This is a genomic window from Flavobacterium sp., from assembly GCF_031363805.1.
GTDB lineage: Bacteria > Bacteroidota > Bacteroidia > Flavobacteriales > Flavobacteriaceae > Flavobacterium.
Map to the genome: position 1 here is coordinate 1 of NZ_JANLVD010000191.1, position 8,421 is coordinate 8,421.

Annotated in this window: 8 protein-coding genes; 5 read left to right on the plus strand and 3 right to left on the minus strand. The window is 32.3% G+C overall.

From position 1 onward, the window contains the following. The 3 genes from glmS to RMN92_RS10355 form a co-directional block, all read right to left on the minus strand. The coding region (gene glmS / locus RMN92_RS10345) for a glutamine--fructose-6-phosphate transaminase (isomerizing) (RefSeq protein ID WP_309609371.1) at positions 1 to 1,721 on the minus strand (1,721 nt) is incomplete at its 3' end. 9 nt (positions 1,722 to 1,730) lie between these two features. Beyond that, on the minus strand, positions 1,731 to 3,356 hold the full coding sequence (locus RMN92_RS10350) for a DUF4270 domain-containing protein (RefSeq protein WP_309609372.1): 1,626 nt from the start codon (positions 3,354 to 3,356) through the stop codon (positions 1,731 to 1,733). Further along, a complete protein-coding gene (locus RMN92_RS10355; protein ID WP_309609373.1) occupies positions 3,356 to 4,165 on the minus strand; it encodes a glycogen/starch synthase in 810 nt (269 codons plus the stop codon). The genes RMN92_RS10350 and RMN92_RS10355 overlap by 1 nt, the downstream gene beginning before the upstream one ends. Positions 4,166 to 4,273: 108 nt before the next feature. Between RMN92_RS10355 and panC the strand changes: the two genes are divergently transcribed. The 5 genes from panC to RMN92_RS10380 form a co-directional block, all read left to right on the plus strand. Beyond that, positions 4,274 to 5,122 (plus strand): pantoate--beta-alanine ligase, encoded by an 849-nt coding sequence (panC, locus tag RMN92_RS10360; protein ID WP_309609374.1) that lies wholly within the window; start codon positions 4,274 to 4,276, stop codon positions 5,120 to 5,122. Between the two features lie 14 nt (positions 5,123 to 5,136). Continuing rightward, complete coding sequence (panD, locus tag RMN92_RS10365; RefSeq protein ID WP_309609375.1) at positions 5,137 to 5,487, plus strand: aspartate 1-decarboxylase; 351 nt, start codon at positions 5,137 to 5,139, stop codon at positions 5,485 to 5,487. Positions 5,488 to 5,491: 4 nt separating this feature from the next. Then, complete coding sequence (locus RMN92_RS10370; RefSeq protein ID WP_309609376.1) at positions 5,492 to 6,454, plus strand: lysylphosphatidylglycerol synthase transmembrane domain-containing protein; 963 nt, start codon at positions 5,492 to 5,494, stop codon at positions 6,452 to 6,454. A gap of 42 nt (positions 6,455 to 6,496) precedes the next feature. Beyond that, entirely contained in the window at positions 6,497 to 7,750 is a 1,254-nt protein-coding gene (locus tag RMN92_RS10375; protein WP_309609377.1) for an alpha/beta hydrolase-fold protein, read from the plus strand. A gap of 2 nt (positions 7,751 to 7,752) precedes the next feature. Next, positions 7,753 to 8,421: AAA family ATPase (locus RMN92_RS10380; protein WP_309609378.1), on the plus strand; the 669-nt coding region annotated here is incomplete at its 3' end.

The following is an 8,421-nucleotide window of genomic DNA, read 5'->3' on the forward strand; positions in this document are numbered from 1 at the left end:
GTTTCAGGTATTTCAATGACATGATCTGCTAAATCACGAACTTGTGTATCACCTTTGGTAACAACAGCTATTATTTTTCCACTTCTTGATTTTATTTCTTGAATATTGCTAACCACTTTATCATAATGACCTTGTTTCGGCGCAATAACTACTACTGGCATTTGTTCATCTATTAAAGCAATAGGACCATGTTTCATTTCTGCTGCTGGATATCCTTCTGCATGGATGTATGATATTTCTTTTAATTTTAAAGCGCCTTCTAGTGCTACTGGGAAATTGTAACCTCTACCTAAGTATAGGAAATTAGTTGCATCTTTGAATACAGCAGCAATTTCTTTTGCTTTTTCATTGGTTGATAATGCTTCCAAAACTTTTTCAGGTATCATTTCTAGTTCTAATAAATATCTATGATAATCAGAGTTTGAAAGTGTTCCTCTAGCTTTGGCTAAGCGAAGAGCGATCATCGTTAGAACCGTAATTTGTGTAGTAAAAGCTTTAGTGGAAGCCACTCCAATTTCTGGACCTGCGTGAGTGTATGCACCTGCATGAGTTTCTCTAGATATTGATGATCCAACGACATTGCAAACGCCAAAAACAAAAGCACCTTTTTCTTTGGCTAGTTTTATCGCTGCAAGTGTATCTGCAGTTTCTCCAGATTGAGAAATAGCGATTAAAACATCTTTATCGTTTATAATTGGATTTCTATATCTAAATTCTGATGCATATTCCACTTCTACAGGAATTCTAGCAAACTCTTCAAATATGTATTCAGCCACTAAACCTGCATGCCATGAAGTTCCACAAGCCACTATCAATATTCGTTGTGCGTTGGCAAACTTTTCTATATTATCATCAATACCTGCCATTTTGATTAAGCCGGTATTTGCATTCAAACGTCCGCGATAGGTATCTTTAATGACACTTGGTTGCTCATAGATTTCTTTCATCATAAAATGATCGTAACCACCTTTTTCAATTTGCTCCAAGTTCATTTTAAGTTCTTGAATGTAAGGATCAACCAATGAATCGTCTTTAATTTTACGAACTTTCATTGGTTTGTGCAATCTTACAATAGCCATTTCTTCATCTTCCAAATATATTGCATTGGCAGTATATTCTATAAAAGGAGAAGCATCTGAAGCGATAAAAAATTCATTTTCTCCAATTCCAATAGCCAAAGGGCTTCCTAATCTTGCAACTACTATTTCGTCTGGTTTTTGTTTGTCAAAAACACAAATTGCATAAGCTCCTACAACTTGATTTAAAGCTATTTGGACTGCTTTTCCAAGTTTTACATTTTCTTTCTTTTGGACATCTTCAATTAGATTTATTAAAACTTCTGTATCAGTATCCGATTTGAAAACATATCCTCTTTTAATTAATTCTTTTTTTAGCGGCTCATAGTTTTCTATGATTCCATTGTGAATTATGGCAAGATTTCCAGAGTTTGACAAATGAGGATGAGAATTAACATCATTCGGCACACCATGTGTAGCCCAACGTGTGTGTCCCATACCAATAGTTCCATTGGTCGTAATTTCTTTTAATGATTTATTTTCTAAATCTGCAACTTTGCCTTTGGTTTTTGAAACTTTAAGATTTTCTCCATCATAAAGCATTATTCCGGCACTGTCATAGCCACGATATTCTAAGCGTTTTAGCCCTTTTATAATAATTGGGTATGCTTCTCTGTAACCTATATATCCAACAATTCCACACATAAATTTATATTAATTAGGTTTTGTATAATAAATTTGAAGTTTTACTCTTTTTGCATAATTTTCTGTATCTGTATTTGGAATATTACTTCCGTATAGTACAGTTCCAAGAGGAGTTATCACTGATGCTACTGGCAATCTATCAACCTTTTCTGGAGCAATTTCATCTTTAAGAAAATAATTGTTTGGGTTATTGATGTTGGTAGTTACGACCAAACACAATTTATTATTAGGCCCATTTTTAGTTATAATATTATTTACATGCTCTGTAACTCTAATTTTGTATTGCGTACCTCTTCCTGTAGCATTTTTTTCTATAATTCCACCGTATAATGCTTTGTTTAAACTGGCATCATTTTGATTCGTCGAACTGTCGAAAATATAATCAAAAACAGGTGCTTTTGTAACGGCATCAAAAAGATAAATACGTTGCAACTCTACTTCGGTACCTTCAGAAAATTGTTTTTCTATCGTAAATGTTAAACTTGCATCGTTAATAAGTGGTTTTTTGGCAATAAATGCTTGTGTTTCATTTGAGTTTGTAAATAAATCAATAAAAGCGCACGAACCTTGACCGCCTTTTAAATACAACTTTCCGTCGCCATTTTGAACATTTGGCGTATTAAGCGCAGTTTGATAAACTGTATTGAATGTATTGTTGAATAAATTAACTGTTTTGCCAGTCATATTTAGGACGATAGATTTTTGAACTCTAGATGTAGGGTTAACTGCTACATTATCTTCTTTATAATACACAGTTACATTTCCTTTTGAAAAATCCAGAGACATTAATCTTCCATTGGCACTGTTTTCAATTTGAAAATACAAACCTCTAAAATAATCTTTAAAAGCATCTTTGTTCTCTAAGGCACTTGCAGGCGCTTTGAAAATTCTTTTAGAAAAATAAGTTGTATCTAAATGCAAACTCATTCGAGGAGCACTTCTGCTTATAGTAGGCGGAGTTGGAGCTGTATTTATTGTTGTAACTACAAATTCTTTTTCACTTGGAACAAAAACTAGATTTTCTACGCCACCATTTCTTCCATCATTATTTAATTTAGTGCCATTTGGGGTTCCTACATTTGCGGAAGCTGGAAATCCAATTTTTTTATTACTAAAATCTACATCTTGATCTGAATAATACTTCTGTATCACATCAGCATTCGAGCCAGTGCCAAAATTCTCCAATTTGAATCCGTTTTCAAATACCTTCAAACTCATTGGACTATTTCCCAACATAGACTCTAGACGGTAAGTGCCTTTTCCGTTTGCATCTATAGCAGTTCTTGTACTAAAATATGGGACAGTAAGCACAACACTGTCCATACTTATAGTTGTTTTATTTATAAAAGTAGGATTTATTACAGCCAAATCAAGTTCCGTAACAAAATTTGCCTGAGTTTTTCCAAAGGTTGGACTATCGTAAACACCAAGTTGGTTGATAGCTAAATTATTGGTTTGAATTGCATTTACTTTTTGATTGTAAGTTTTGACCTCGAAATTGGCCACATCAAAATCGAAATTTTCATTTCCTATAATATCTGAACCTAATGAATTAAAATCTTTATCGCAAGAAGCAAAAAATAAAACTATTGAAACTACTAAGAGTTTTTTTAAAAAAGTGTGGGTAAACATCATTAACCTAAAATTTGATTTTTATAAAAGTCGGTGTAAGTTTCTGCAAACTTATCTTTGGTGGCGAAAGGTAAAAAAGGTTTTTTTGAAGCTTCTATAAATTTTGTTAAAGTTGCAGAAATGCTGTCTGATCCAGCCACAACTCCATCTGAATGATTGATGGAAGCCATCATAATATTCTCGAAAGTTGGATTGTCAAGTTCTGAAATTGCAGCATGCGGAATACCATCAAACTGCACTTTTTTGCTCATTTCTATATCCAAACTTCCATCGAATGATTGATTGAAAACAGAAGTCACTATTTTCGTATCAGCAAATAAAGCCTCGTCTTTATAAAAATGTTTCATATAAATAGGAAGCATTGCGGCCATCCAACCTTGAACATGAATAATATCTGGAACCCAATTCAGTTTTTTTACTGTTTCAACAACACCTTTTGCAAAAAATATGGCGCGTTCATCATTGTCTGGAAACAACACACCTTCTTCATCAGTAAATGTTGCTTTTCTTTTAAAATATTCATCGTTATCAATAAAATAAACTTGAATTCTTTCCTTTGGGATAGATGCAACTTTTATAATAAGTGGCATATCTACATCGTTTACTACCAAATTCATTCCAGAAAGTCTAATTACCTCATGCAATTGGTGCCTTCTTTCGTTCACATTTCCATAACGTGGCATAAATATTCGGATTTGTCCGCCTTGATCATTTATCATTTTTGGAATGTCATATGACATTAAAGAAACCTCATTTTCAGCAAGATAGGGCACTACTTCGGACGATACATACAAAATCCTTTTATCCTCCATATTTTTAATTTTGTTTTGTTTACAGAATAGAAATCCTGCAAATTTACAAAAATTTATGCAGATTACGACTAAAATAGTAAGTTTGCATAGAATTTTAATGTTTTGAAAATGTATTTTTACGATAAACAAACCGACTTAAAAGCGTATTTAAAGAAAATATTACTGAATAACGATAATGTTGGATTTGTACCAACTATGGGCGCTTTGCATGAAGGTCATCTGTCATTAATGAAAGAGTCGTTGCAAAACAATAAAATTACGGTAGTAAGTATATTTGTTAATCCAACACAATTTAATAATCCAGAAGATTTAAAAAAATATCCTAGAACGCTTGAAAGCGATTTGGAAAAAATTAAATCTTTAAACCCCGAAATAATTGTTTACGCACCAAATGCTGACGATATTTATGAAGGAAATACGGTTTCTAAATCTTTTAATTATGATGGTTTAGAGTTTCAAATGGAAGGCAAACACCGTCCCGGACATTTTGACGGTGTGGGAACTATTGTAAAAAAACTATTTGAAATTATAAATCCTACCAATGCTTATTTTGGCGAAAAAGATTTTCAACAACTGGCAATCATCAAAAAATTAGTAAAAAAAAATAAAATTCCTGTACATATTATTGGGTGCCAAATTCACCGTGAACCAAACGGATTGGCAATGAGTTCTAGAAACGAACGCCTTTCGGCAGATGAAAGAAACAAAGCTGAAATTATTTATAAAGCATTAAAGACAGCAAAAAAACTCTTCAGTACGAAAACAGCCACTGAAGTCACAAAATGGGTTACTGAAACTTTCGAAAAACAAAAAATATTTACTTTAGAATATTTTGAAATTGCCGATGAAAATACACTTATAACCTGCAAACGAAAAAGTAAAAACAAAAATTATCGTGCATTTATCGCCGTTTTTGTGAACAATATAAGATTGATAGACAACATTTCATTAAAATAATTTACCTTTGTACCATGCAAATTGAAGTAGTAAAATCTAAAATACACAGAGTAAAAGTAACAGGAGCCGATTTAAATTATATTGGCAGCATTACCATTGACGAAACCTTACTAGAAGCCTCAAATATAATTGAAGGCGAAAAAGTAAATATTGTAAACATCAATAATGGCGAACGTTTTGAAACTTATGCTATAAAAGGCACTAGAAATTCTGGAGAAATTACTTTAAATGGTCCAGCAGCTCGAAAAGTACACAAAGGAGATATTATAATTATTATGTCTTACGCCAGAATGGATTTTGAAGTAGCAAAAACATTCAAACCTTGGTTGGTATTTCCAAATGAAAACGACAATTCACTAACTTAAAATTGTGAAAAAAAAAATAAGTGTTTATTTGGGTGTTATTATTCCTGTTTTACTTGGAGCTGGTTTGACTTATTACACTTACAGTACTTTTTCTGAGGAACAGCGTGCTCAAATGAAGGGATATTTTATTTCAGCCAATTATAATTTTGTAATAGTATCACTTGTAATTGCCATAATAGGTTATGCTTTAAGAGCTTACAGATGGAAATATACTTTGGCACAAATAGGAAGTTATCCAAGTTTCACACTCAATTTTCTTGCTGTTAGTGTGGGATATTTTGTTAATTTATCTGTGCCACGTGCTGGAGAAGTTTCCAGAGCGTTAATCTTAAAAAAATACAAAGAAGTTCCGTTTGATAAGGCTTTTGGAACCATAATTGCCGAACGAATAGTGGATTTATTTCTTTTGTTATCCTTTATTTTGGTGGCAATAATAATGGAATTCCACACACTTAAAAACTTTCTTTTGCAACATATTCCTATCCAAAAATTATTTTTACTAATGGCTTTTGGTTTTTGCAGTTTTATAGTTTTAATACTGCTATACAAATATTCAAAACTAAATCTTGTTATTTTAGTAAAATCTAAAATTGAAGGACTCAAAGAAGGCATTCTAAGTGTGTATAACATTCCAAATAAATGGAAATTTTTTACACTAACCTTACTCATTTGGTTGTCGTATTTTTTAATGTTTTACTTGATGATATTTTCTCTGGATGCCACAAGTTCAATTAATATTGGAACCGTAGTTGTTGCCTTTGTCATAGGTGGTTTAACAATGACTTTTACCAACGGAGGTTTCGGATTTTTCCCAGTTTTAATAGCCAAAATTTTATTTCTGTACGGCATTTCGCTCGAAGCAGGAAACGCATTTGGATGGATAGTTTGGACTTCTCAATTGCTAATTACAGTTTTATTGGGCATTTTTGCTTTTTTAATATTGCCAATTGTAACCAGAAAGAAATAAATTATTAACTTGCTCCTCTCAAACCAATTATACTTTTTTATCATGAAAAATTTTTATTTGTTTATTATATTATGCATTTCCCTTTCTGTATTCTCTCAAACTACTATAGAAGAAATACGTTCTGTGAAATTAAATGCAAATCGAGATATTACAATAAAACTTCCTACATCATACCAATCAAATCCTGAAAAAAAGTTTCCATTATTGGTTATTTTAGATAGCGAATATTTATTCAATCCTTTTGAAGGGAATATTTTATATGCCAATTATTGGGACGATATTCCTGAAATGATTGTAGTTGGAATTCATCAAAACAAAAACCAGGAAAGATATGAAGATTCTGAATTTGATGTTCAAACTGGTCTTCCAGCCAAAACTGGAGGTGCTTTTTTCGAATTTATTGGAGGTGAATTATTACCTTATTTAGAAAAAAAATACAGAATCGCACCATTCAAAATTGTAGCCGGATTAGACTCAACCGCTGGATTTTTAAATTCGTTTTTATATAAAGATATTCCTCAATTTAACGCTTACATTTCTTTAAGTCCAGAATTGGCTAAAGATATGGAAGTTAGAATTCCAGCAAGACTAGCGGCTTCAAAAACTTCAGTTTTTTATTATCAGGCTACGGCCGATGGCGATTTGAAAAAATTTCAAGATCAAATTAGAGAATTGGATAAAAATATTATGTTGGTTAAAAATCCTTTGGTCAATTATAAGTTTGACGATTTTAAAAACGCTTCTCATTATTCATTAGTTTTGAGTGCTATTCCAAATGCATTATATCAAATTTTTGCTGCTTTTCAACCTATTTCAACTCAAGAATACAATGAAAAAATTGTGGTTTTGAAAGAAGGATATGCAGATTATTTGAAAAACAAATATGAAGTAATCGAAAAATCTTTGGGTATCAAAATGAATGTTCGATTAAACGATTTTAAAGCTATTGAAACTGCTATTTTAAAAAACGAAGCTTATGCAGAATTTGAACAATTGGCACAAATTTCTGGACAACAATATCCCAAAAGTATGTTGTATGAATACCACATGGGAATGTATTACGAAATGAGAAAAGAATTGCCAAAAGCTTTGAAATATTATCAGAATGCTTTTATGAAAGAAGAAATTGGCGATTTGACCAAAAGTATGTTAATGGATAAAGCCGAAGATATAAAAGCGCGACTTCCAAAAAAGATAAATGGCAAAAGAAAAGCAATTATTGTTGATGAGGTTCCAGCTGAAACTCCACCTACTGAAACTCCCGCCGAAACCCCAACCGAAGAAAAGAAACCATAAAAATGGCAAAAGTAAAAACTTCTTTCTTTTGTCAAAGTTGCGGTACTCAATATTCAAAATGGCAAGGACAATGCAACGCCTGCAAAGAATGGAATACTATTGTTGAAGAAATTATTCAAAAGGAAGAAAAAGCGGCTTGGAAACCTGAAACTTCAGAAGTTAAAAAAGCCTCAAAACCATTATTAATCAAAGAAATTGATTCTACTCAAGAAATCCGGATGGATACCCGCGATGGCGAATTGAATCGGGTTCTTGGTGGTGGTATTGTACCTGGTTCTTTGATACTTTTGGGTGGCGAACCTGGCATCGGAAAAAGTACACTTTTGTTGCAAATTTCATTGAAACTACCTTACAAAACATTGTATGTTTCAGGCGAAGAAAGTCAGAAACAAATTAAAATGAGAGCAGAACGAATTACGCCAAATGGCGACAATTGTTATATTCTAACTGAAACCAAAACACAAAATATTTTTCGACAAATTCAAGAAATTGAACCAGAAATTGTCATTATAGATTCCATTCAAACTTTGCATACAGATTATATAGAATCGTCACCAGGAAGTATTTCGCAAATACGTGAAACTACTGCCGAACTGATAAAATTTGCAAAAGAAACCAATGTGCCCGTCATTTTAATTGGTCATATTACTAAAGATGGAAGTATTGCTGGT

Excerpts from the sequence above, each read along its gene's own strand:
- RMN92_RS10350 (WP_309609372.1), bottom strand. The coding sequence starts at position 3,356 with ATGATGTTTACCCACACTTTTTTAAAAAAACTCTTAGTAGTTTCAATA.
- RMN92_RS10355 (WP_309609373.1), bottom strand. The coding sequence starts at position 4,165 with ATGGAGGATAAAAGGATTTTGTATGTATCGTCCGAAGTAGTGCCCTAT.
- panC (WP_309609374.1), top strand. The coding sequence starts at position 4,274 with ATGTATTTTTACGATAAACAAACCGACTTAAAAGCGTATTTAAAGAAA.
- panD (WP_309609375.1), top strand. The coding sequence starts at position 5,137 with ATGCAAATTGAAGTAGTAAAATCTAAAATACACAGAGTAAAAGTAACA.
- RMN92_RS10375 (WP_309609377.1), top strand. The coding sequence starts at position 6,497 with ATGAAAAATTTTTATTTGTTTATTATATTATGCATTTCCCTTTCTGTA.